Here is a 21,451-nt window from a genome sequence, read left to right on the forward strand (position 1 = left end):
CGCCCTGTGACCGCGCGACGCGTGACCGCGTGATCAGCGCCCGCCCGCCCCGTGACCGCACGACCGGCGACCGCGTGAACGAGGAGCAAGGAGCACCGGACGCATGAGCCTGCGCGCACGCATCCACTCGCCCGAGGAGCACGGCAGCCGGGGCGAGGACGGACACCTCGTCGCCTCCTACCGGGCCAAGCTCCTGGAGGAGATCGACCTCGCGGAGATGAGCTCGCTCGCCATGGCCGAGCGCCGCGCCCGGCTGGAGCGCGTCCTCGGGCACATCATCAGCCGCGAGGGCCCGGTCCTGTCCACCGTCGAGCGCTCCCAGCTCATCCGCCGGGTCGTGGACGAGGCCCTCGGCCTCGGCATCCTCGAACCCCTGCTGGAGGACGCCTCGATCACGGAGATCATGGTCAACGGACCGGACGCGATCTTCGTCGAGCGCGGCGGCCGCGTCGAACAGCTCCCGCTCCGCTTCGCCTCCAACGACCAGCTCATGCAGACCATCGAGCGGATCGTCTCCACCGTCAACCGCCGCGTGGACGAGTCGAACCCGATGGTCGACGCCCGCCTCCCCTCCGGCGAGCGCGTCAACGTCATCATCCCGCCGCTGTCCCTGACCGGCGCCACGCTGACCATCCGCCGCTTCCCGCGCTCCTTCACCCTCCAGGAGCTGATCGGCCTCGGCTCGCTCGACGAGCACATGCTGTACCTGCTGGCCGGACTGGTGCAGGCCCGCTTCAACATCATCGTCTCGGGCGCCACCGGCACCGGCAAGACGACCCTCCTCAACGCCCTGTCCGGCCTGATCCCGGAGACCGAGCGCATCATCACCATCGAGGACTCGGCCGAACTCCAGCTCCAGCAGGCCCACGTGATCCGCCTGGAGTCGCGCCCGCCCAACGTCGAGGGCAAGGGCCGCGTCACCATCCGCGACCTCGTCCGCAACTCACTGCGCATGCGGCCCGACCGCATCGTCGTCGGTGAGGTCCGCGGCGGCGAGTCCCTGGACATGCTCCAGGCCATGTCCACCGGCCACGACGGCTCCCTCGCCACCGTCCACGCCAACAGCGCCGAGGACGCCCTGATGCGGCTCCAGACGCTCGCCTCCATGTCGGACGTCGAGATCCCCTTCGTGGCGCTGCACGACCAGATCAACAGCTCCGTCGACGTCATCGTCCAGCTCACCCGCTTCGCCGACGGAGCCCGCCGCATCACCGAGATCGCCCTGCTGGCCAGCCACGGCGGCGAGCCCTACCGCCTGGCCACGGTCGCCCGCTTCAACGCCCGGCCGATGACCGCCGACGGCCGCATCTACGGCGCCTTCGAGTACCACCCGCTGCCGCGCCGCACCGCCGAGCGCCTGTACATGGCGAGCCAGCCCATCCCGCAGGCCTTCGGCGTGGCCCACTCCGCAGAACAGCTCGCCACCCGAGAAGCCAGGTAGGACCGCCCGATGGAACTGCACACGCTCGTCACGCTCACCACCGGCATCACCCTGCTGACCTGCGTCCTGGCGGTCATGGGGCTGCACTCCTACGCCGCGGGAAGGGCTCAGCGCGAAGCCCTGGTCGACCGTCTCTCCGCCACCGGGCAGATCGTCTCCGGCGGCCGCAGGCGCCGCTTCCGCACCCTGGACCGCCGCCTGCGCCGCACGAGGCTCGGCCGGAAGCTCGAACTGCGTCTGGCCGCCACCGGCCTGGACCTCACCCCCGGCGAGTTCTTCGCCTACATGCTCGCCACCGTCGCGGGCCTGTGGCTCATCGGCCAGGCCGCCCTGGCACCGTTCTTCGGCCCGCTCGCCGGTCTGCTGGGCATCTGGGCGGCGATGCAGTTCCTCACCTGGCAACGCCAGAAACGCATCGAGAAGTTCATCAACCAGCTCCCCGAGCTCGCCCGCATCCTCGCCAACGCCACCCAGGCCGGCCTCGCCCTGCGCACCGCCATCGGCATGGCCGCGGAGGAGCTGGAGGCCCCGGCCGGCGAGGAACTCGCCAAGGTGGCCGACCAACTGGCCATCGGCTCCTCGATGGACGACGCCCTCGGCGAACTCGCCGAACGCCTCCCCTCCCGCGAGCTCGTCGTCCTGGTCACCACGCTCGTCCTGTCCAACCGGGCCGGCGGCCAGGTGGTCAGCGCGCTGCGCAACCTCACCGAGACGCTGGAGGAACGCAAGGAGACCCGGCGCGAGGTCCGCACCCAGCTGTCCCAGGTCAGCATGACCTCGTACGCCGTGCCGGTCCTCGGCGTCGGCTCGTTGTTCCTGATGAACGGGGTGAAGGACGGCGCACTGGAGCGCATGACGGGCTCCCCGGCCGGCCAGATCGCGGTGATCACCGCCTTCGGTCTCTACGCCGTCGGCTTCGTCCTCATCCGCCGCCTGTCCCGCATCGACGTCTGAGGAGGGAGGAGCCATGGGACTGCTGCTCGCACTGGGCATGGGCCTGAGCGTCTGGGGCGCGTTCGCCGGCATCCGCATGTACCGGGCCGACGCCAAGCTCCCCGGCGACCTCGCCCTCGCGCTGGAGGTCGGCTCCACCCGCACCGGCGCCGTCGACTCCCTGATCGACCGCCTGGGCATGCGCTACGCCCCCGCCGTGCTGCGCCTCATGGGCCCCGCCCTGGTCGCCCGGTACCGCCGTCGCATCGACCTGGCGGGCAACCCCGGCGGGCTCACCATCGACCGCTACGCCGCCCGCCGCGCCGTCTACGGCTTCCTGGGCGCCGTCGGCTTCCTGGTCTTCCTGCTGCGCGGCCAGTACCTGGTGGCGATCCTCCTGCTGGCCTTCGGCGCGTTCTGGACGGAGGTGGGCATCTGGTCGGCGATCCGCATCCGCAAGGACGTCATCGAGCGCACGCTCCCCGACTTCCTGGACGTCCTGGCGGTCGTGGTCAGCGCCGGCCTCGGCTTCCGCCAGGCCCTCGACCGCGTCGCGATGCGCTACGAGGGTCCCTGGGCCGACGAACTGCGCATCACCCTGCGTCAGATGGACCTCGGGATGAGCCGCCGCCAGGCCTTCGCGGAGCTGCGCCGGCGCAACGACTCCGAACAGGTGGCGATGTTCGTGACGGCACTCCAGCAGGGCGAGGAACTGGGCGCCCCGATCGTGGACACCCTGGTGTCCCTGGCCAAGGACATGCGCCGCACGGACGCCCAGAACGCCCGCCGCAAGGCCGCCCGTGCCGTCCCCAAGGCCACGATGATGATCACCACGTTCATGGTCCCGGCCACGATGATCCTGCTCGGCGCCGGGCTGATCCTCGGCTCGGGGACGGACTTCGGCACGATCACGGGCGAGTAGGGGAGGACGGACGGCATGGCCACGACCAACCCACCGGCGAGGGACCTGACGGCACGGCAGCCGGACGACGGACCCACCCGCACGCGGCACCGCCACCGCCCGCAGCGGCCTGCTCCGCCGATCACCGCCCCGCCCGCGGACGCGGCCCCACCGGCCCGCCCCGCCCGCGAGGCGGCACCGGACGCCCCGGCGGCGCCCGTACTGCCGCCGGACTGGGACCCACAGGAGTCGCCGACGGGACCGCCGCCGATCCGGGGAACGACGGGCACACCGCCCGGGCCGACGCCCGCCCCGGAGCGGCCGGCGGGCTCACCGTCCGGAACGTCGCCCGCCCTGGAGCGGCCGGCGGGCTCACCGTCCGGGACGTCACCCGCGCCGCGACGGCCGACGGATGGCATCGGCGTACGTCCGGATTCCCCGGACGCCACGCAGGGGCGCCCCCCCGCGCCCGGCCCCGACGAGACGCCGGCGGCCCCCGCGCTCACCCTCCAGGTGAACGCCCTCCAGGCCCTGTGCCGCCAGGTCTTCGGCTTCCGCCTGGCCATGATCGCGCTGGCCGCCCCCGCCGCCCTCCTCAACGCCAGCCCGGGCCTGGGCGCCCGCCTGGTCGGCGCCGCCGTGGTCGTCACCTTCATGGTGTCGTACGTCCTCGTCCGCGACTGGGAACGCTTCGGCCCCCTCCTCCTGCGCCATCCCACGCTCCTGGCGGCGGACACGCTGTTCGGTTCCCTGCTCCTGATCTCGGCGGGCCCCGACACGACCCTCGCCTACGTCAGCGTCTGCACCCCGCTCCTCGCCGGACTCGTCTACGGCTGGCGCGGCGCGGCCGTCTTCGCCTCGCTCCAGTCGCTGATCCTGCTGCTGGTCCACGCGACGCTGGACCCGCACCCGGGCGTGGCGGAGGCGTCGCTCCTGCCGGGCCTGTGCGTCATCGCCGGGGCGGCCGGGTCCAGCCTGCGCGGGCTGCTGCTGCGCTTCGGCTCCGCCACCGAGGCCCTCACGGCGGTCCGGGCCCGTCTGGCGGTGGCGGAGGCGGTGAGCGCCGAACGCGCCCGCCTCGCGCGCGAACTGCACGACTCCGTCGCCAAGACCCTGCACGGCGTGGCCCTGGCGGCCGACGGCCTGGCCGCCACGGCGGGCAGCGACCGCATGGACCCGGCGCTGGCCAGGCGCCAGGCCGAGCTGGTGGCCCGCTCGGCCCGCAGAGCCGCCGCCGAGTCCCGCGAACTCCTGACCGACCTGCGCCGCGAGACGGACCCCGCGCAGGGCACGGACATCACGGCGGAACTGGGCGAGAGAGTGCGGGACTTCACCGCCCGCACCGGCGTCCCCGCCACCTGCCGGCATCCCGCCCCGGCGGCACCGGTGCCTCCGGTGCCGCCGGCGGTGGCGCGCCAGCTCCTCACCATCGTCTCCGAGGCCCTGGAGAACGCCCACCGCCACGCGGCACCGGCCCACGTCCAGGTCCGCACGGCCGTGCGGGGCGACCTCCTGCGTATCAGCGTGCACGACGACGGCACCGGTCTCCCCCCGGACACCGACCTCGAACGCCTGCGCGCTGCCGGCCACTTCGGCCTGGTCGGCATGGTCGAGCGAGCCGCCTCGGTGGGCGCCCGCATCCGCATCGGGCGGGGCGGCCACGCACGGGGGACGGAGGTCCGCGTGGACCTGCCCCTGTCCGCCCTGACGCCCGCCCCCGGCACGAGCACGAGCCCGCCCGCATGAACACGGCGTACCCGACGACCACCCTTGACAGGAGAGGAGCACACCCGATGCCGGACGACGAGACGAACCGGAACGGCCACCGACTCCACCCCTTCCCGCCGCCCGAGCCGGCCGCCGCCCTACGGGTCGTCGTGGCAGACGACAACCCGGTCGTCCGCGCCGGTCTCACCGCGCTGCTCTCCGGCCGCCCGGACATCACGGTCGTGGCCGAGGCCGCCGACGGCCGCCAGGCCTGCGAGGCCGCGCAGCGGCACCGCCCCGACGTGGTCCTCCTCGACGTCCGCATGCCCGGCGTGGACGGCCTTTCCGCCCTCCCGTACCTGGTGGGCATCGCCCCGGTGATGATGCTGACGTACAGCGGGGAGTCGGAGATCGTCCGGGAAGCCCTGCGACGCGGGGCGGGCGGCTACCTGGTCCACGGCGAGTTCACCGCGGACCAGCTGGTGACGGCGGTCCGCGACGTGCGGCAGGGCAGGGCCCACTTCACCCCGACGGCGGCGGACGCACTGCTGGCGGAGCTGCGGGGACGGGGGCAGGAGCGGCCGAGTGTGAGTGCGAATGCACACGACTCGGTGAGACTCAACGTCGCCTCGACAAAGCCTGATAGACCCACATCCGCACACGCTCTTTCGCAACTGCAACCGTCTGTGAGACAGTCGTCCTCCGATACTCCTGACAGGTCGCGGTTCCAACTGAGCACGAGGGAGGTGGAGATCATGGACCTCATCGCTTCCGGCATGAACAACCAGCAGATCGCCGCCACGTGCTTCATCAGCGAGAAGACGGTCAAGAACCACATCAACCGCATCTTCGCCAAGCTCCACAGCACGAACCGTTCCGAGGCCACCGCCAAGTGGCTGGGCCTGGGGTGAGCGCGATGAGCCGACCGTCGGTACGCAGTTGGGCCCGCGATTGGGTCCGGGGGCCCTGGGCCGTCCGGCCGGTCCCGCCGTACGTTCCCGACGACGAGCGCGGCACCGGCCACCCTGGAGGGCAACACCATGAGCAACTGGCTGCACACCACCGTCACCCACCTGAAGACCCGCGCCGCGCGCGGCGACAAGGGGCAGACGGCGGTGGAGTACCTGGGCATCATCGCGGTGGTGGTGGCAATCGTGCTGGCGATCACGGGCACGGACATCGGGCAGTCGATTTACAACGCGATCACAGACAAGATCACCGAAGTCACCGGTGGCTGAAGCCCGGCCGCTTTCGCGGCGACGCGGGGCAGGCTTTCCCCATCTACCTCACGGTAGTGGGGGGCCTGCTCTTTCTCGCGTTCGCGTACCTCGCGGTAGGCCAGGCCGCAGCGACTCGCAGTGAGGCCCAGACAGCAGCAGACGCCGCGGCTCTCGCAGCGGCGTTGGAAACCCGAGACGCCCTCGCGGACCAGTGGCTGCAGAACATCAAGGATCCGGATGTGTGGCAAGCGATCTTCGATGGCAACGCCGCGGTGGGCAGCGGGTGCTGGCGTGCCCACCAACTAGCGGCACACAACGATGCAAGCGTGGACTGCAGCCTGGTAGGACTCTTGTCCTACAGAGTCGTGGCCGAGACGAACGAGGCTGTCGGTGACACCATCGTGCCGGGCACGGAAAATCAGCGAGCCACGGAGTCCGCCACTGCCGTCATCGAGCCTCGTTGCCTGTTTGACCTGCCAGGTGAGGACACGGGTGAAGACGCCTTGCCCGAGCTCACCTGCCAAGGCGAGGACTGGGTTCTGGACCCCGACGACCCCTTGGAGCTACCCAAGCCTGAGGATCTGTTCGACGTCCACCTGGCCGACTGACATGCGAACGACGAGGACGAAGGAAGCAGAGTCATGAGTATTCGGTTCACACCCAAGGTCGGTAGGGGAGCGGTTGCAGTAGCCGTTGTGCTTGGGCTCACCTTCGGCGTGGCCGGTTGTGGTGGCGACAGCGATGACAACAAGCCTGATGCCTCGAAGTCCTCGTCCAAGACCGACGGGTCACAGCCGAGTCCTCAGGAGGGTCAGTCGGATGAAGCTCTGGCCGAGCTGAAGGGGCCATCCGGTCTGTCGCTGAAAATCACCGCTGCGCAGCGTGACTCCGGCGGTTTCGTCACCGTGAGCGGTGATCTCAAGAATGACGGCAGCAAGACGACCACCGTGCCGGCTCAGCTCAGCGGCAACGAAACCGAAATCATTCGCAACGGTAGGTCACTCGGCGGGGCAACGTTGGTGGATTCCAAGGGGAAGAAGCGCTATTACGTGTTGCGGGACACCGATGGTCGACCGCTGACCACAACCAATTTTTCGGCTTTGAAGTCCGGGGAGACTGTGCCTGTCTTCATGCAGTTCCCCGCACCCCCCGCCGACGCGACCGAGGTCTCGTTCCAGCTGCCCATGTTCTCGGCTGCCAGCATCGAGATCTCCGGGTGAGGCCCACCATGACCACCCCTTACCCCCGCCTCACGCTGGCCCTCACCACCGTCACCCTTCTGCTCGCCACGAACCTCTGTGGCGTCGCCGTCGCGCACGCCGATGACGACCCGCCCGCTCCTTCCGTCCCGGAAAGCTCCGCCCCCGTCGACGTCGACCCGAACGACCCCGATCTCAAGCTCCCCGACGGGGCCACACTCGCGCGGGCCAAGGTGCTGGACATCAAGTCGGTCGTCGAAGACCAGAGCGGTGACGAACGCCGTGAGGACACCAACACCAACGTGACCTTCGCGCTCCAGGCCGAGGTGCTGTTCGGCAAGGACAGTGCCAAGCTCGGCGGCGAGGCGAAGTCCCGGGTCGCGGGGATCGCCACGGAGATCAAGAACCAGGGCGCCGGAAAGGTCCGCGTCTTCGGCTTCACGGACAACCTGGGCTCCTCCGCCCACGGCGACGTCCTGTCCAAGCAGCGCGCCAACGCCGTGCAGGAACTCCTTGCCCAGACCCTGAACGACGCCGGCATCACGTACGAGGTCCGCGGCTACGGCGAGGACTACCCCATTGCCGACAACTCGACGGAGGCTGGCCGCAAGAAGAACCGCCGGGTCGAGGTCTCCTTCCCCCGCACCTCATGAAGTCCCCCGGCCCCGGCGTCGCCGTAGAGGCGCCGACGGCCGCCGCTACCCTCCCTCCACCTCCGTCTCCACCTCCACCCGCACCCCGGCCCGCACCCCCCACCCCGCCATGGCCCCCGCCTCCGCCTCCAGGACGTGGCGGGCGCGGAGCCGGGGCAGGCCCAGGCGGTTCGGGCGCATCGTGCGTACGGTGATGACCGTGAGACGGCGGTCCAGGTAGGCCACGTCGATCGGGAAACGCATCCGGAAGGTGTGCACGCTGCCGGCCGGCGACAGCAGGAGCGCCCCGTCGATCGCGTCACGGCCCAACAGCCCCCGGGTGCGCGCCCGGTAGGACGCCGAGATCTCCAGCGGCACCGCGATCCCCCCGCGCCCGCCTTCCACCACCAGGCGTCCCCGCCCGTCCCGCCAGCTCCGCCACCCCATGCCGACTCCCTCCCGCGCCGAGCCCCGACACCCTGCCGGGCCGTGAAATGTCGTTGTCCCGCGCCCCGGGCCAAGTGTAGGAAGGGCCCATGACCGCACTCGGCGTCGTGTTCCGTCCCCAGCTCGCCCCCGAGCGGCTGCGTGCCGTGGCACGGGTCGCGGAGGAGTCGGGGCTGGACGAGCTGTGGCTGTGGGAGGACTGCTTCCTCGAGGGAGGGATCTCGACGGCCGCCGCCGCCCTCGCCTGGACCGAGCGGCTCAGGGTCGGCGTCGGCCTGCTGCCCGTGCCCTTGCGGAACGTGGCCGTCACCGCCATGGAGGCCGCCACCCTGCACCGGATGTTCCCCGGCCGTGCGACCCTCGGCGTCGGGCACGGCGTCCAGGACTGGATGGGGCAGGTCGGGGCGCGGGCCGAGTCGCCCGTCACCCTCCTGCGGGAGTACCTGCTCGCCCTGCGGGCCCTGCTCCGCGGGGAGCGGGTGACGACCGAGGGACGGTACGTCCGGCTCGACGCCGTCGCCCTCGACTGGCCGCCCGCCGAAGGGTCCGGAGTGCTCGCCGGGGTCACCGGTCCCCGCTCGCTGCGGCTCGCCGGGGAGGCCGCCGACGGCACGATCCTCACCGCGGCCAACTCGCCCGACGCCGTGCGGCGGGCCCGTCGGCTCATCGACGAGGGACGGTCGGCGGCCGGGCGGACGGACCCGCACCAGGTGGTCGTCTATCTCCTGGCGGCCACCGGACCCGGCGCCGCCGAACGGCTGCGGGCCGAGCAGCGGGCCGAGGGCCTCGCGGCGGTGCCGGACCTGGGTGTCGCCGGGGACGCCGAGGACGTCGCCAAGGCCGTCCGGCGGCTGGCCGAGGCCGGCGCCGACACCGTCGTCCTCCAGCCGACGGGTGACGAGCCCGACGCCGAGGGCTTCGTCCGGTTCGCCGCCGAACAGGTCCGGCCCCTGGTGGGCCGGCGTCCCGGCCTTCGACCGCCGTCAGCCGCCCCACGGACCTCGCGTCCATGAACACCCCCCACGCACACACAGATCGGATCGGCCGCACCATGCCCCCCGCTTCCTCCCGCTCCTTCGACGACCTCGTGGCCGAAGGCGCCGCCGTCCCCACCGAAGGGTGGGACTTCTCCTGGTTCGAGGGGCGGGCCACCGAGGAACGGCCCTCCTGGGGATACGCGCGCACCATGGGCGGACGGCTGGCCGCGGCGACCGCCGTGCTGGACGTGCAGACCGGCGGCGGCGAGGTCCTGGACATCGCCCTCGGCGTCGCCGCGCCGCACCGGCCCCCGCTCGTCGTCGCCACCGAGGGGTGGGCGCCGAACGTCGCCAAGGCCACCGAACTGCTCCGCCCGCGCGGCGTCCCCGTGGTCGCCTCGCCCGACGACGCCCCGTTCCCCTTCGGGGACGCGGCCTTCGACCTCGTCGTCAGCCGGCATCCGGTCCGGCCGCACTGGGACGAGATCGCCCGCGTGCTGCTGCCCGGCGGTAGGTACTTCGCCCAGCATGTCGGCCCCGCCAGCGTCTTCGAGCTCATCGAGTTCTTCCTCGGCCCCCTGCCCGAGAAGAACCGCAACCAGCGCCACCCCGACCGTGAGCGTGCCGACGCCGAGGCCGCCGGGCTGGAGATCGTCGACGTGCGGGCGGAGCGGCTGCGGATGGAGTTCCACGACATCGGCGCCGTCGTCCACTTCCTGCGCAAGGTCGTGTGGATGGTCCCAGGGTTCACCGTCGACGAGTACCGGCCCCGCCTGCGCGAGCTGCACGACCGCATCGAGGCCGAGGGGCCCTTCGTGGCCCACAGCGCGCGTCAGCTCTTCGAGGCCCGCAAGCCGGCCCCGTAGGCCGGGGCGTGCCCGGCCGATGTGCCCGGTCGGGCGGATATGGCCAGGAACAGCCGTTCGAGCCCGCCGAGCCCTCGCCGCCACCCGGGTGATTCTCGCGGGCGCCGTGATGAGGCGGCGTCAGGACCGGAACTGGCCGGGCGCCGGCCGCGAAGGCGGAGGCGCGTGCCCGGTCGGGCGGGACATTCCGGGCGTAAGCGGCCTGCCTTCGCAAATATTCGCGCTCCGGGGGGAGTGTGCGAAATCGCCCCGTGATCCTCACAGGGTTTCCACATCGTTATCCACCGGCGCCCCGCAAGGGTCGAATCCGCCCGCCGTGATCACGTAAATTCGAAGCAGGTAATTCGCGTGAGCAAAGCTGCGCGTACGGCACCGCGCAGTGGAGGGGGCTGCGCGGTGTCCGGTCAAGCGGGCGTTCACCGGCGGTGTCACCCGGTGGAGGGATGCGAGGTCGCCCCGCCGTGCCGGGGCCGGTGGGCGCCGGACCCTCCGGATCGCCACTCCTGTCACCCGCTTCCCTGTGAATTCCCCGTGAGCGCCGCATTTTGGCCATGATTCAGGGCGGAATGGGCAATTCCGGGGCCACCCGGGCGTCGCCGGGCGATTCCGGAGAGTAGTTGTGGCACGCCGATGCGCGCAGCATCACTTACGAAGGGTTATGGTGGAAACCCCCCTCGGGCCGGTCCGTCTCCCCCCCCACGGACCGGCCCGTTTTTTCTTCCCTCCGCGAGGCCCCTTCGCGAGGCCCTTTCGTGAGGCCCCTTCCAGGCCCCCCGTTCGAGGCCCCCCGCCCGGCTCGTGCGCACCCCGACCCGCCCGGGTGCCCTCGTGGGACGCCCGTAACGAGGAGTTCACCGGTGTGTCGTCCCGCGTCGCTGCATGGCGGAGGTCGTTCGAGGGCATAAGCCAAGCAGGTCGACGCCCGAACCACGGGTGTCGTATCTCAGCGGACGGCACGGAGCCCGTCCGCCCGGGAGGCCCTTTGCACCAGCCCCACCGTGCGGTCACGGCACGGAAGACGCGGCGGAGGGCCGGCTCGCGGCCCGCGCCAGTGCAGGGCGGCCCTCGACCGGCCGGTTCGTTCCCGCCCTCCCGGCCCAGCATCCACTCCGTCGCTCCCCGACCTCTTCCGAGGGGGTACGTCCTTCCGTGGTGACCAGCACAAAGCGCCACAAGCCAGATCGGCGCACCTACGTTCTCGACACCAGCGTCCTGCTGGCCGATCCGAACGCCCTGAGCCGCTTCGACGAGCACGAGGTCGTGCTCCCGATCGTCGTGGTGACGGAACTGGAGGCCAAAAGGCACCATCCCGAGCTCGGCTACTTCGCCCGGCAGGCCCTGCGCCTGCTCGACGAGTTCCGGGTGCGGCACGGTCGCCTCGACGCCCCCATCCCGATCGGGGACCTCGGCGGGACCGTGCGTGTCGAGCTCAACCACTCGGACCCCAGCGTGCTGCCCACCGGCTACCGCCTGGGGGACAACGACTCCCGCATCCTCGCGGTCGCCCGCAACCTGCAGGCCGAGGGGTTCGACGTCACCGTCGTGTCGAAGGACCTCCCGCTCAGGATCAAGGCGTCCTCGGTCGGCCTGCTCGCCGAGGAGTACCGCGCGGAGCTCGCCATCACGGACGCGTCCGGCTGGACCGGCATGTCCGAACTCACCCTGCCGGGTGAACAGGTGGACGTGCTCTTCGAGGAGGGCCGGGTCCACGTCCCCGAGGCCGCCGAGCTGCCCGTGCACACGGGGCTGACCATCCAGTCGGAGCGCGGCAAGGCGCTCGGGCGGGTCGCACCCGACGGCAGCGTCCGGCTGGTGCGCGGCGACCGGGAGGTGTTCGGCATCAAGGGCCGCAGCGCCGAGCAGCGGATCGCGCTCGACCTGCTGCTCGACCCGGACGTCGGCATCGTGTCGATGGGCGGCCGGGCCGGCACCGGCAAGTCGGCGCTCGCGCTGTGCGCCGGACTGGAGGCCGTGCTGGAGCGCCGGCAGCACCAGAAGGTGATGGTCTTCCGTCCGCTGTACGCGGTCGGCGGGCAGGAACTCGGCTACCTGCCGGGCTCCGAGGCGGAGAAGATGAGCCCCTGGGCCCAGGCGGTCTTCGACACGCTGTCGGCGGTCACCAGCCGTGAGGTCATCGAGGAGGTCACCGCCCGCGGCATGCTGGAGGTCCTGCCGCTCACCCACATCCGCGGCCGCTCGCTGCACGACGCCTTCGTGATCGTGGACGAGGCCCAGTCGCTGGAGCGGAACGTCCTGCTGACCGTGCTGTCCCGGATCGGCGCCGACTCGCGGGTCGTGCTGACCCACGACGTGGCGCAGCGGGACAACCTGCGGGTGGGGCGGTACGACGGAGTGGTCGCCGTGGTCGAGAAGCTGAAGGGCCATCCGCTCTTCGCCCACGTCACGCTGACGCGGTCCGAGAGGTCCCAGATCGCGGCGCTTGTGACCGAAATGCTGGAGGACGGGCACATCTGAGAACTGCGACCCGACACGGGTCGGTTGCCCCGACGGTCGACGCCGTCCGGAAAGGCCAAGAGCCTAGCCGGGCGGCGTCTTCGCGCGTGGAGGTTTCTCGAAATCCCCAGGCCCAAACGGGATGTGAGCTTTCACACGCAACACAGAATTGCCTCACCCCGGCGGGTTACGGCAGAGTCTCACTCCTGTCAGGCCCCGCATACGACACACCTGTACCCCCAGCGGTACGGCACCACAGAAGCACCAGTTCCAACTCCATAGCAGCGTCGTATGCCGCCCGAGCACCACGCGGCGCTCCCGTCGAGGGAGTTGTCCACCGGGCCCGAGCCTCCCGTGACCCGTAGTTGGGGAGGCCAGTGCCAGGGGCACGATTGCGTCCGCGAGGGTCACCGAAGCGGGCGATGCTGGAAGGAAACCGTGTGAGCCGGATCTCGGTCCGGGGATTCGCAGTGGCCTCGGCCACGGCGGTCACCGCAGTCGGAAGCGTCGTCGGCGTTGCCTCGGGCAGCACCGCGCAGAACCACGACGCGGAGGCGACGGCAGCAGGCACGACGCTGCTGGCGGACATCCCCATGGGCGAGCAGGCGCAGGTGCAGACCGCGTCCCTGACGCAGCAGGCCGACGTACAGGCCATCGCCGCGGACGCGAGCGCCAAGAAGGACGCCGAGGAGGCGGCCCGCAAGGCAGCCGCGCAGACCGCCGTCGCCAAGCAGGAGAAGGCGAAGAAGGCGGCCCAGGACGCCGAGAAGCGCAGGGCGGCGGAGGAAGCCGCCAGCCGCGACGCGGAGCGCGAGTCCGTGACCTTCGCCGTCCAGAGCTCCTACAGCGTCGGCCAGATCCAGGCGATGGCGCGCCAGATGGTGCCCAGCGGCCAGTTCCAGTGCTTCAGCAACATCGTGGACCACGAGTCCAGCTGGAACTACCAGGCCGTCAACGCCTCCTCCGGTGCCTACGGTCTCTTCCAGGCCCTGCCCGGTTCCAAGATGTCGTCGGTCGGTTCCGACTGGCAGACCAACCCGGCCACCCAGATCAAGTGGGGCCTCAACTACATGGACAGCCGTTACGGCAGCCCGTGCGACGCCTGGGCGTTCTGGCAGAACAACCACTGGTACTGAGCCGGCCCGGCACGGCCCGCCGCTCAACCTCGCGCAGCCCCTCACCGTCCTACGGTGAGGGGCTTTCGCGCTCCCGCCATGTACGGTCGGACCGGAACGACTCCGGGGGGAGTGGTGGGGACGGACGGGGGAAGAGGACGGATCATGTCGCGAGTGCCAGGGTGGCTCGGCCGGCTCGGCGCCGGACTGACCCGGATGAGCAGGCAGTTGGACCAGCGTCGCGCCGAGGCGGCGGGCGAGGGTCCCGAGGCGGACGGCGCCGGGCCGGGGCACGCCCCGGACCACGTGTCCCCGCCGGACGCGGACCACGCGCCCGAAGGGCACGGGTACACGCTCGTGGACCACACCCCCGTCGTCCGGGACCGGCCCGATCCCGCGCAGGCGGTGCCGTGGGGCATGCGGGTCGCGGCGGAGGCCGGATGGCGGCTGCTGGTCCTCGCGGGCACCCTCTGGGTGCTGATGAAGGTGATCAGCGCCGTGCAGCTGGTGGTGCTGGCGTTCGTGGCCGCGCTGCTGATCACGGCCCTGCTCCAGCCCTCGGTGGCGTGGCTCCGAAGGCACGGGGTGCCCCGTGGGCCGGCCACGGCGCTGACCGCCATCCTCGGGTTCGTGGTGATGGGCCTGATCGGCTGGTTCGTCACCTGGCAGGTCATGGAGAACATCGACAACCTCTCCGACCAGGTCCAGGACGGCATCGACGAGCTGCGGAACTGGCTGCTGAACAGCCCCTTCCACGTCACCGACAAGCAGATCAACGAGATCGCCAAGAACCTGCGCGACGCGGTCGGCGCCAACACCGACCAGATAACCTCCGCCGGACTGGAGGGCGTCACCGTCGTCGTCGAGGCGCTCACCGGCATCCTGCTGGCCGCCTTCTCGACGCTGTTCCTGCTCTACGACGGCAAGCGCATCTGGCAGTGGACGCTGAAGCTGGTGCCGGCCGCGGCCCGGCCGGGCGTCGCCGGTGCCGGTCCGCGCGCCTGGCGGACGCTGACCGCCTACGTCCGGGGCACGGTGGTGGTGGCCCTGATCGACGCCGTCTTCATCGGGATCGGCATCTACTTCCTCGACGTGCCGATGGCCGTGCCGCTGGCCGTGTTCATCTTCCTGTTCGCCTTCATCCCGCTCGTCGGCGCTGTCGTGTCGGGCGCCCTCGCGGTCGTCGTGGCACTGGTGACGCAGGGCATGTTCGCCGCGGTCATGACGCTCGTCGTCGTGCTGGTGGTGCAGCAGATCGAGGGCCACATCCTGCAGCCGTTCATCCTCGGGCGCGCGGTGCGGGTCCACCCGCTGGCGGTGGTGCTGTCGGTGGCCGCCGGCGGCATGGTGGCCGGCATCGGCGGTGCGGTGGTCGCCGTACCGCTGGTCGCGGTGACGAACACCGTCGTGGGCTACCTGCGGGCCTACTCCCGCGAGGCCGCCGTACGGCAGGCACCGAGGCCCCGCGGCGCGACGTCGACGGACGCGTCCCCGGCGACGGAGACGCGTCCGGCACCGGCCGAGGCCGAGCCGGCGCCCGACACGCCCCCCGCGTAGCGACGCGAAGGGCCCCGCTCACCAGGACGGTGAGCGGGGCCCTTGCCGTGCCGGGTCCGGCGGGACTACTGGGCGAGAGCCGCCTCGGCGTCCAGCGTGGCGCCGACGGCCTCGATCACCGCGGCGATCTTGAAGGCCTCCTGGACGACCTCGCGGTCGATCCCGGCCTTGCGCAGCACCTGCTCGTGCGAGTCCAGGCACATGCCGCAGCCGTTGATCGCGGACACCGCGAAGGACCACAGCTCGAAGTCGACCTTGTCGACGCCCGGGTTGCCGATGACGTTCATCCGCAGACCGGCGCGCAGGTTGCCGTACTCGTGGTCCGACAGCAGGTGCCGGGTGCGGTAGAAGACGTTGTTCATCGCCATGATGGCGGCGGCCGACTTGGCGGCCGTGTACGCCTCCGGCGTGAGGTTCGCCTTCGCCTCCGGCTCCAGCTCGCGCAGCACGATCGGGGAGCGCGAGGCGATGGCGGTCGCCAGCACGGTGCCCCACAGCTGCTGCGCCGGGAGGTCGGAGTTGCCGATGACCGAACCCAGGTTGAGCTTCAGGTCCTTGGCGTAGTCCGGTACGGCGGACTTCAGGGAGTCGAGGGACATGTCAGATCACTCCCCGGCCAGCAGCGCGACCGGGTCCAGGGTCTCGTCGCCCTTGCTCCAGTTGCACGGGCAGAGCTCGTCGGTCTGCAGGGCGTCGAGGACCCGCAGGACCTCCTTGGGGTTACGGCCGACCGAGCCGGCGGTCACCATGGTGAACTGGATCTCGTTGTTCTGGTCCACGATGAACACGGCGCGCTTGGCGAAGCCGTCCTCGCCCTCGATGCCGAGGTCGCGCATCAGCTCGTGCTTGGAGTCCGCCATCATCGGGAAGGGCAGGTCGGTCAGGTCCGGGTGGTCCTTGCGCCAGGCGTGGTGGACGAACTCGGAGTCGCCGGAGAAGCCGAGGACCTGGGCGTCACGGTCGGCGAACTCGTCGTTCAGCTTGCCGAAGGCGGCGATCTCGGTCGGGCACACGAAGGTGAAGTCCTTGGGCCACGCGAAGACGACCTTCCACTGACCCTCGTAGGTCTTGTGGTTGATCTGCTGGAACTCCTTGCCCTTCTCCAGCGAGACGCAGGCGGTCAGATCGAACTCGGGGAACTTGTCACCGACAGTGAGCACGCGCTCTCCAATAGTGCAGCGAAGAAACACCCGCTTTGCGAGCGTTTCCCATGGGTTGGACGTGAGTGATGTTGGCACAGAGTGCATTGATTAGTGAAATAGCTACACTCGGTCGAGTTGATCGGAGGTGGCTATTAGTGACCAGTAAGAAGAGGCAGCCCAGCCTCGCCCAGCTGCGGGCTTTCGCCGCGGTCGCCGAGCATCTGCACTTCCGCGATGCCGCCGCCGCGATCGGCATGAGCCAGCCGGCGCTCTCCGGCGCCGTCTCGGCCCTGGAGGAGACACTCGGTGTCACCCTCTTGGAGCGTACGACGCGCAAGGTGCTGCTCTCGCCGGCGGGGGAACGGCTCGCGGTGCGGACGAAGGCGGTGCTGGCCGAGGTCGGGGCGCTGCTGGAGGAGGCGGAGGCGGTACGGGCGCCGTTCACGGGGGTGCTGCGCCTCGGCGTCATCCCGACCGTGGCGCCGTATCTGCTCCCCACGGTCCTGCGGCTGGTCCACGACCGCTACCCCGACCTCGATCTCCAGGTGCACGAGGAGCAGACGGCGAGCCTGCTGGACGGCCTCGCCACCGGCCGCCTGGACCTGCTGTTGCTGGCGGTGCCGCTCGGTGTCCCCGGCGTCACCGAACTCCCGCTCTTCGACGAGGACTTCGTGCTCGTCACCCCGCTCGACCACCGGCTCGGCGGCCGGGAGGGCATCGAGCGCGGCGTGCTGCGCGAGCTGAAGCTGCTGCTGCTCGACGAGGGGCACTGCCTGCGCGACCAGGCGCTCGACATCTGCCGGGAGGCCGGCCGCGCGGACGTCCCGGCGACCACGACGGCGGCGGGCCTGTCGACGCTGGTGCAGCTGGTGGCGGGCGGTCTCGGCGTGACGCTGCTGCCGCGTACGGCGGTCCGCGTGGAGACGTCCCGCTCCAGCCAGCTCCTCACCGGCTCGTTCGCCGACCCGGCCCCCACCCGCCGGATCGCCCTCGCCATGCGCACGGGCACGGCCCGCTCCGCCGAGTACGAGGAGCTGGCGGCGGCGCTGCGGGAGGCGATGGAGGACCTGCCGGTCCGCACCGTGCACGACTGAGCGACCGTCCGGCCGGACGGTCGCTCAGTGCCCCGGACGCTCGGCCCGCCCAGGAACTACTCCGTGCGCAGCCCCTCCGGCCGCATCAGCCGCAGCAGCGGCGGCAGGCTGCACAGCGTCACCGTCAGGACGACCGCCGCGCCGATGCCCGTCATGGACAGGACCCCGGTCCAGTCGACGCGGACCGGGGTGCCCGTCATCTTCAGCAGCACCGTGCCCAGGGTCAGGCCCACCGCGCAGGCGAGCAGCAGGCCGAGCACGATGGGGATCGCCGTCTGCCACAGCACCGAGAGGCTGAGCGTGCGGCGCCGGGTGCCGAAGGCGACCAGGGCCGACAGCAGCTTCTTCCGCTCCCGCAGCTGCTCCAGCTGCGAGACCAGCAGGCTGGCGCCGATCAGCGCCAACACGCACGCGGCGCCGACGAACAGACCGGTGCGGATGGCGTCGAACCGGTCGGTGCGCTCGGTCGCCGCCCAGGTCACGGTGTCCGCCAGCGGGTCGATGCTCGTCGTGGTGTTCCGCACCAGGTCGTGGACGTCCGGCACCGACGCGTCGACCTTGAGGTAGGCGTGACCGTCCAGCGCCGGCCTCAGCGCGTCCGGCACGGCCTTCGGCGTGAGGAGGAAGCCGCCCGTGTCGATGCCCCCCACCAGCTCCGGTCCGGGCTTCGCCGCACGGATGTTCCGCGGCACCGTCCAGGCGGTCTCGGGGTGCTCGGGGCCGCCCTCGTAGGACGGGTCCGCGTACAGCTTCCGGCCGGGCGCGGCCAGCTTCGTCATGTCCTCCCCCATGTCCCACTCGGCACCGTGCACGGCGAACACGTCGCCGTCCGCGCACGAGGGCAGCCTGGCGACCTGCCGCAGCGACGCGCAGTCGCCCACGGTGATCGTCGAGCCGTGCTCCGGGTCGTGGGCGCGGTCGCCCAGGTAACCCTCGGAGAAGGCGTAGACCGCCTCCACGCCCTTGGTGCCGCGGAACTTCTCGGCCGCCGGGCCGATCGGTGTCCCGCTCGGCAGCTGCGCCTCCATCTGCACCCGCGACACGTCCTGCCCCGTGGACCTGGTGTAGTCGTCGTCCACGCCGGCGAACAGCATCTGCAGCGCGATCGCCCCGGCGACGGCCACCGCGATGCCGTTGACCATGCGGGCGGCCGTGCCACTGCTCAGCTGGAGCCTGCGCACGGCCAGTTGCCAGGCCACGCCACCGGAGCCGAGCCGGGCGACGACACTCTCCACGACCCACGGCAGCAGCGCGGTCACCCCCACCAGGAGCAGGACGACACCGCCGGTCACCAGGTACTGGTTGAAGTCGCCGTTGTCGCGGCCGTTGCCGATCATCGGGTAGAGCATCGCCAGTCCGGCCAGCGGCAGCAGCAGCCGCCACCACAGCCGGCGCCGGGCCGGCCGGCCCGACCGCACCACGCCGAGCGGCTCGATGACCACCCCGCGCAGCGCGAACAGCGTCACCAGCACCGCGGCCGCCGGCACCGCCACCGCGACCAGCAGGGCCAGCAGCGGGGACGGGTCGAGAAAGCTGGGGAACACGCTGATGCGGAAGACCTCGGCGTTCCCCGCGAGTTGCCGCCCGACCAGGAAGAAGCCGACGCCGAAGACCAGTCCGAGGACCGCGCCGGCCAGGGCCTCACCGGCGGCGATCCGCCGGGTCATGCGCCTGTCGGAGCCCACCAGGCGCAGGGCCGCGAGCCGCCGGTCCCGCCGCTCGCCGCCGAACCGCACGGCGGCGGCGATGAACACCGCGACCGGCATCAGCAGCACCACGAAGACGACGAGGACCAGCAGGAGCAGCACGGGGTCGGACTGTTCTTCCGCCGGCATCGGGTCGCCGAAGCGGTCGATGCGCTCGATCCGGCCCGCGGTGAGGTGCTCCGCGAGCCCTTCCGCGCCCCGGTAGTAGGCGAGTTCGGCCGAGCCGATCAGCCCCTCCTCCGCGATCGTGCCGACGATCCGGTCCGGCAGACGCTCGCGCAGCAGCGCTCCGGAGCCCGAGTCCAGCAGCTCCTTCAGCGCGGGGGAGACCACCATCTCGCCCACCGCCGGGAACTTCTCCACCCCGGGCGGCAGCGGTGCCCGCGGCCCCTCGGGCTCCAGGGCCCGGCCCCGTACCTCGTCGTCGCGGAAGTCCTCGTCGACGTCGGCGATCACGAGCGTGTCGTCCGCCTTCGGCATCGGGTCGGTGGCGAAGGTGACGTCGGAGCGTGCCGCCTCCCGGTCGTGCCGGGCGGCGAGCGCGTTCGGGACGGCCGTCGTCAGCAGCAGCAGCGCCACGCCGAGCCCGACGCCGACGGCCGTCAGCACGGCCCGCGTCCAGCCTTCCCGGCCCCCGGTGAAGGCGAAGCGGACGCCCAGCATCAGGTCCGCGGCCCCCTGACGCATGCTCATACGACGCGCTCCATGTCCCGCGACCTGCCGTCCCGTACGACGACCTCGCGGTCGGAGTACGCGGCCACCCGCGCCTCGTGCGTGACCAGGACGACGGCTGCGTTGGTGGAGCGGGCGGCGTCCGTGAGCAGTTCCATCACCCGCTCGCCGTTGAGGGAGTCCAGCGCGCCGGTCGGCTCGTCGGCGAACAGCACGCGCGGGTTGGTCACCAGCGACCGCGCCACGGCGACGCGCTGCCCCTGCCCGCCGGAGACCTCGCCGGGCCGCTTCTTGCGCAGGTCGTCGACCTCCAGCCGCTCCATCCAGGTCAGCGCGGCCCGCTCGGCCTCCTTGCGGGAGGTGCCGTTCAGGCGCAGCGGCAAGGCCACGTTCTCCACGCAGGTCAGCTCCGGCACGAGCTGCCCGAACTGGAACACGAAACCGAAGTCCGAGCGGCGCAGCGCACTGCGCTGGGCGTCGGTCATCGCGGACAGTTCCCGTCCGTCGTACGTGATCGTCCCCGAGTCCGGGGTCACGATCCCCGCGAGGCAGTGCAGCAGCGTCGACTTGCCGGACCCGGAGGGGCCCATCACGGCGACGACCTCGCCGGGATGGATGGAGAACTCGGCGCCGTCGAGGGCGAGGGTGGGGCCGTAGGCCTTGCGCAGCGCGTCGGCCGAGAGCAGGGAACCCGCGGGAGGGGTCATCGGGCCACCGCCTCGCGGAGCTTGTCGAGGCGCGCGGCGGTGAGCTCCAGCCAGCGCAGGTCGGCCTCGAGGTGGAAGAGGGCGTGGTCGCAGATGAGCTGGTCGGCGAGGTCGCCCTTGCGCTTGCGGTCGGTGAGGATGCGCATGCTGCGCAGGTGCTCCGAACGCTGGGTGTCGAGGACGTCGGCGGCGTCGCGGTGGGTGAGCAGCGCGAGGACGACCTTCGTGTACAGCGTCGACTGCAGGTACGGCTCGGGCTTCTCCGGCGTGGCGAGCCACTGCTGCACGTCGGTGATGCCGGCGTCGGTGATCGCGTACCGCTTGCGCTCGGGGCCGCCGCCCGTCTCGATGCCGTCGACCACGACGAGGCCGTTCTTCAGCAGGCGGGACATCGTCGAGTAGACCTGGCCGTAGTGCAGCGGCCGGTCGTGACCGAACTTCTCGTCGAAGGCGCGCTTCAGGTCGTAACCGTGGCGCGGCCCGGACTCCAGGAGTCCCAGGAGGGTGTGACCGATGGACATGCCGAGCACTCTACACACGGTGTATACGCACCATGTATACGTGGAGTGCAGAGACCGTGGCGCGGGGTACGGGACCGCAGGTCGGGGCCGATTGTCACGGTTCCGCTACGGGCGCGGGCCGCGCCGCGCGAGGGTGCGCGGACGCGGCCGGCCGGGGGTG

The 21,451-nt window shown here is 71.4% G+C and carries 21 protein-coding genes; 15 read left to right on the forward strand and 6 right to left on the reverse strand.

Going from position 1 to position 21,451, the window contains the following annotated elements; translation table 11 throughout:
- Window positions 1-103: 103 nt before the first annotated feature.
- The 9 genes from ACGF3H_RS34375 to ACGF3H_RS34415 all read left to right on the forward strand — a co-directional run bounded on the left by ACGF3H_RS34375 (window position 104) and on the right by ACGF3H_RS34415 (window position 8,054).
- Entirely contained in the window at window positions 104-1,441 is a 1,338-nt protein-coding gene (locus ACGF3H_RS34375; RefSeq protein WP_362487095.1) for a CpaF family protein, read from the forward strand.
- A gap of 9 nt (window positions 1,442-1,450) precedes the next feature.
- Complete coding sequence (locus ACGF3H_RS34380; protein ID WP_362487092.1) at window positions 1,451-2,395, forward strand: type II secretion system F family protein; 945 nt, start codon at window positions 1,451-1,453, stop codon at window positions 2,393-2,395.
- 13 nt (window positions 2,396-2,408) lie between these two features.
- A complete protein-coding gene (locus ACGF3H_RS34385; protein ID WP_362487090.1) occupies window positions 2,409-3,296 on the forward strand; it encodes a DUF5936 domain-containing protein in 888 nt (295 codons plus the stop codon).
- Between the two features lie 15 nt (window positions 3,297-3,311).
- A complete protein-coding gene (locus ACGF3H_RS34390; protein WP_362487088.1) occupies window positions 3,312-5,021 on the forward strand; it encodes a histidine kinase in 1,710 nt (569 codons plus the stop codon).
- 47 nt (window positions 5,022-5,068) lie between these two features.
- Window positions 5,069-5,893: a response regulator transcription factor gene (locus tag ACGF3H_RS34395; RefSeq protein ID WP_362487086.1), complete on the forward strand. Its 825-nt coding sequence runs from the start codon at window positions 5,069-5,071 to the stop codon at window positions 5,891-5,893.
- A 129-nt stretch (window positions 5,894-6,022) separates the two neighbouring features.
- Entirely contained in the window at window positions 6,023-6,220 is a 198-nt protein-coding gene (locus ACGF3H_RS34400; protein ID WP_362487084.1) for a hypothetical protein, read from the forward strand.
- Window positions 6,217-6,810 carry a pilus assembly protein TadG-related protein gene (locus tag ACGF3H_RS34405; protein WP_362487234.1) on the forward strand — a complete coding sequence of 198 codons (594 nt, stop codon included), beginning with the start codon at window positions 6,217-6,219 and terminating at the stop codon, window positions 6,808-6,810. Before ACGF3H_RS34400 ends, ACGF3H_RS34405 begins: the two co-directional genes overlap by 4 nt.
- A 33-nt stretch (window positions 6,811-6,843) precedes the next feature.
- On the forward strand, window positions 6,844-7,422 hold the full coding sequence (locus tag ACGF3H_RS34410) for a hypothetical protein (protein WP_362487082.1): 579 nt from the start codon (window positions 6,844-6,846) through the stop codon (window positions 7,420-7,422).
- A gap of 8 nt (window positions 7,423-7,430) precedes the next feature.
- Entirely contained in the window at window positions 7,431-8,054 is a 624-nt protein-coding gene (locus ACGF3H_RS34415; protein WP_362487080.1) for an OmpA family protein, read from the forward strand.
- Between the two features lie 45 nt (window positions 8,055-8,099).
- On the opposite strand, the gene ACGF3H_RS34420 is transcribed toward ACGF3H_RS34415, so the two are convergent.
- Window positions 8,100-8,480, reverse strand: coding sequence for a DUF192 domain-containing protein (locus ACGF3H_RS34420; RefSeq protein WP_362487079.1), 381 nt, complete (start codon window positions 8,478-8,480; stop codon window positions 8,100-8,102).
- Window positions 8,481-8,569: 89 nt separating this feature from the next.
- Between ACGF3H_RS34420 and ACGF3H_RS34425 the strand changes: the two genes are divergently transcribed.
- From ACGF3H_RS34425 to ACGF3H_RS34445, 5 genes are all read left to right on the forward strand, one after another.
- A complete protein-coding gene (locus ACGF3H_RS34425; protein WP_362487077.1) occupies window positions 8,570-9,493 on the forward strand; it encodes an LLM class flavin-dependent oxidoreductase in 924 nt (307 codons plus the stop codon).
- 38 nt (window positions 9,494-9,531) lie between these two features.
- Entirely contained in the window at window positions 9,532-10,323 is a 792-nt protein-coding gene (locus tag ACGF3H_RS34430) for a methyltransferase domain-containing protein (protein WP_362487075.1), read from the forward strand.
- Window positions 10,324-11,472: 1,149 nt separating this feature from the next.
- Window positions 11,473-12,798 (forward strand): PhoH family protein, encoded by a 1,326-nt coding sequence (locus ACGF3H_RS34435; RefSeq protein ID WP_362487073.1) that lies wholly within the window; start codon window positions 11,473-11,475, stop codon window positions 12,796-12,798.
- A 419-nt stretch (window positions 12,799-13,217) separates the two neighbouring features.
- Window positions 13,218-13,913, forward strand: a complete 696-nt coding sequence (locus ACGF3H_RS34440; protein WP_362487071.1) for a transglycosylase SLT domain-containing protein — start codon at window positions 13,218-13,220, stop codon at window positions 13,911-13,913.
- A 144-nt stretch (window positions 13,914-14,057) separates the two neighbouring features.
- On the forward strand, window positions 14,058-15,449 hold the full coding sequence (locus tag ACGF3H_RS34445; protein ID WP_362487069.1) for an AI-2E family transporter: 1,392 nt from the start codon (window positions 14,058-14,060) through the stop codon (window positions 15,447-15,449).
- Between the two features lie 65 nt (window positions 15,450-15,514).
- On the opposite strand, the gene ACGF3H_RS34450 is transcribed toward ACGF3H_RS34445, so the two are convergent.
- Window positions 15,515-16,048, reverse strand: a complete 534-nt coding sequence (locus tag ACGF3H_RS34450) for an alkyl hydroperoxide reductase (protein WP_362487068.1) — start codon at window positions 16,046-16,048, stop codon at window positions 15,515-15,517.
- Window positions 16,049-16,054: 6 nt separating this feature from the next.
- Window positions 16,055-16,609, reverse strand: coding sequence for a peroxiredoxin (locus tag ACGF3H_RS34455; protein ID WP_053136447.1), 555 nt, complete (start codon window positions 16,607-16,609; stop codon window positions 16,055-16,057).
- Between the two features lie 137 nt (window positions 16,610-16,746).
- On the opposite strand from ACGF3H_RS34455, the gene ACGF3H_RS34460 reads away from it, so the two are divergent.
- Complete coding sequence (locus tag ACGF3H_RS34460) at window positions 16,747-17,685, forward strand: LysR substrate-binding domain-containing protein (RefSeq protein WP_362487066.1); 939 nt, start codon at window positions 16,747-16,749, stop codon at window positions 17,683-17,685.
- Between the two features lie 56 nt (window positions 17,686-17,741).
- On the opposite strand, the gene ACGF3H_RS34465 is transcribed toward ACGF3H_RS34460, so the two are convergent.
- Genes ACGF3H_RS34465 through ACGF3H_RS34475 form a run of 3 tightly spaced genes read right to left on the reverse strand, consistent with a single transcriptional unit; the run spans window position 17,742 to window position 21,291 of the window.
- A complete protein-coding gene (locus ACGF3H_RS34465) occupies window positions 17,742-20,084 on the reverse strand; it encodes an FtsX-like permease family protein (RefSeq protein ID WP_362487064.1) in 2,343 nt (780 codons plus the stop codon).
- Window positions 20,081-20,770, reverse strand: coding sequence for an ABC transporter ATP-binding protein (locus tag ACGF3H_RS34470; RefSeq protein ID WP_362487062.1), 690 nt, complete (start codon window positions 20,768-20,770; stop codon window positions 20,081-20,083). Before ACGF3H_RS34470 ends, ACGF3H_RS34465 begins: the two co-directional genes overlap by 4 nt.
- Window positions 20,767-21,291, reverse strand: coding sequence for a PadR family transcriptional regulator (locus ACGF3H_RS34475; protein WP_362487060.1), 525 nt, complete (start codon window positions 21,289-21,291; stop codon window positions 20,767-20,769). The genes ACGF3H_RS34470 and ACGF3H_RS34475 overlap by 4 nt, the downstream gene beginning before the upstream one ends.
- Between the last annotated feature and the right edge of the window lie 160 nt (window positions 21,292-21,451).

This window comes from Streptomyces sp. NPDC048185, assembly GCF_043202495.1.
Lineage (GTDB): Bacteria > Actinomycetota > Actinomycetes > Streptomycetales > Streptomycetaceae > Streptomyces.

Excerpts from the sequence above, each read along its gene's own strand:
- ACGF3H_RS34445 (WP_362487069.1), top strand. The coding sequence starts at position 14,058 with ATGTCGCGAGTGCCAGGGTGGCTCGGCCGGCTCGGCGCCGGACTGACC.
- ACGF3H_RS34415 (WP_362487080.1), top strand. The coding sequence starts at position 7,431 with ATGACCACCCCTTACCCCCGCCTCACGCTGGCCCTCACCACCGTCACC.
- ACGF3H_RS34420 (WP_362487079.1), bottom strand. The coding sequence starts at position 8,480 with ATGGGGTGGCGGAGCTGGCGGGACGGGCGGGGACGCCTGGTGGTGGAA.
- ACGF3H_RS34390 (WP_362487088.1), top strand. The coding sequence starts at position 3,312 with ATGGCCACGACCAACCCACCGGCGAGGGACCTGACGGCACGGCAGCCG.
- ACGF3H_RS34385 (WP_362487090.1), top strand. The coding sequence starts at position 2,409 with ATGGGACTGCTGCTCGCACTGGGCATGGGCCTGAGCGTCTGGGGCGCG.
- ACGF3H_RS34465 (WP_362487064.1), bottom strand. The coding sequence starts at position 20,084 with ATGAGCATGCGTCAGGGGGCCGCGGACCTGATGCTGGGCGTCCGCTTC.
- ACGF3H_RS34470 (WP_362487062.1), bottom strand. The coding sequence starts at position 20,770 with ATGACCCCTCCCGCGGGTTCCCTGCTCTCGGCCGACGCGCTGCGCAAG.
- ACGF3H_RS34475 (WP_362487060.1), bottom strand. The coding sequence starts at position 21,291 with ATGTCCATCGGTCACACCCTCCTGGGACTCCTGGAGTCCGGGCCGCGC.
- ACGF3H_RS34375 (WP_362487095.1), top strand. The coding sequence starts at position 104 with ATGAGCCTGCGCGCACGCATCCACTCGCCCGAGGAGCACGGCAGCCGG.
- ACGF3H_RS34450 (WP_362487068.1), bottom strand. The coding sequence starts at position 16,048 with ATGTCCCTCGACTCCCTGAAGTCCGCCGTACCGGACTACGCCAAGGAC.
- ACGF3H_RS34430 (WP_362487075.1), top strand. The coding sequence starts at position 9,532 with ATGCCCCCCGCTTCCTCCCGCTCCTTCGACGACCTCGTGGCCGAAGGC.
- ACGF3H_RS34425 (WP_362487077.1), top strand. The coding sequence starts at position 8,570 with ATGACCGCACTCGGCGTCGTGTTCCGTCCCCAGCTCGCCCCCGAGCGG.
- ACGF3H_RS34395 (WP_362487086.1), top strand. The coding sequence starts at position 5,069 with ATGCCGGACGACGAGACGAACCGGAACGGCCACCGACTCCACCCCTTC.
- ACGF3H_RS34380 (WP_362487092.1), top strand. The coding sequence starts at position 1,451 with ATGGAACTGCACACGCTCGTCACGCTCACCACCGGCATCACCCTGCTG.
- ACGF3H_RS34400 (WP_362487084.1), top strand. The coding sequence starts at position 6,023 with ATGAGCAACTGGCTGCACACCACCGTCACCCACCTGAAGACCCGCGCC.
- ACGF3H_RS34410 (WP_362487082.1), top strand. The coding sequence starts at position 6,844 with ATGAGTATTCGGTTCACACCCAAGGTCGGTAGGGGAGCGGTTGCAGTA.